Raw genomic sequence first — 1,014 nt, 5'->3', positions numbered from 1 at the left:
CATCAACGTTGAAGCTCCAAATCTAGATACTCAATCGCCTCAACCGTTTATCGAATACAAAGGGAAGAGCAACGAGCCACGATTGCCTCCTCAAGTGGTGAACAATATGAAAGCAACCAATCACAGTGATGCTAGTCGAGTTAGCTCTTTTGGTGACGTGTATATCACTGCCCCTAACGGAATAACACCAGACCAATTAGCCGAGTGGGATGAGCTCAATGTGGGGTAACGACTTAACAGAACGCAAGCGCTACAACGATATCAAAGTGGTCGAGGGTGGCTGGGATATGGACGCAGGCCAACAGCCTAAAGAGTGCAGTGATTTATACAGCATCGCGCAAGACATTAAGCACGCGATCATGGAATCAGGATTGGCTCGCCAATTGGTTGCAGAAAGAAACCCAGCGTTACGCGCTGATGTAATGGTGCAAATTGAGCAACTTGCTGAGAGAGATGTAAGAGTGGTACCGGGTTCAGCGACAGCAAGAGAAACAGAAACTGGTGATATCACCTTAACCGCTAAGGCTTATGAATATGGGGAACTTGAGGTGAAAGTATGAGTAAACGACCAAGTACGGATTTTGTTCAGGTGCTAAGTGAATCGGGTGTGCCAGTTACCGAAAAGGACTTTGAAACCAAACTAAAACAAGAAGTCGTGGGGGCTGGTAGCAAGGTTTCGAATGACTCCGAAATGTCACCGTTTTGGCGTTGGGTTCGCGCTGCAGTGGTCACGCCATGTGTTTGGCTGATTAGACATCTATTGGCTCAGCACGTTATGCCCAATATGTTCGTGGCAACCGCTGAGCGTTGGGCTCTGGACCTAAAAGCATGGGAGCACAATATCGCGCCGAAAGTAGCTCAAAGAGCACAAGGCTACATCACACTAACTAAAGCAAATGCTGCTGATGCGGTGACGATTGAGAAAGGGGCGGTTATTCAAACGCTACCTATAGATGGCGTTATGTATAAAGTTCAAGTTATTGAGCCTGGAATCATCGAGGCTGGTCACCTAAA

1 protein-coding gene and 2 pseudogenes are annotated in these 1,014 nt (G+C 47.3%); all 3 read left to right on the top strand.

Translation table 11 applies throughout. From position 1 onward, the window contains the following. A pseudogene (locus IQR33_RS33045) lies at nucleotides 1–229 on the top strand (phage tail tape measure protein); the annotation flags it as partial. After that, nucleotides 219–560 (top strand): DUF2590 family protein, encoded by a 342-nt coding sequence (locus tag IQR33_RS13510; protein ID WP_017635436.1) that lies wholly within the window; start codon nucleotides 219–221, stop codon nucleotides 558–560. The pseudogene IQR33_RS33045 and the gene IQR33_RS13510, both read left to right, overlap by 11 nt. Next, nucleotides 557–1,014 (top strand): annotated as a pseudogene (locus tag IQR33_RS33040) (hypothetical protein); the annotation flags it as partial. The gene IQR33_RS13510 and the pseudogene IQR33_RS33040, both read left to right, overlap by 4 nt.

The sequence above is a fragment of the Vibrio sp. OPT46 genome (assembly GCF_015163535.1).
GTDB lineage: Bacteria > Pseudomonadota > Gammaproteobacteria > Enterobacterales > Vibrionaceae > Vibrio > Vibrio alginolyticus.
This window is presented reverse-complemented; position numbering and strand designations above follow the sequence as displayed.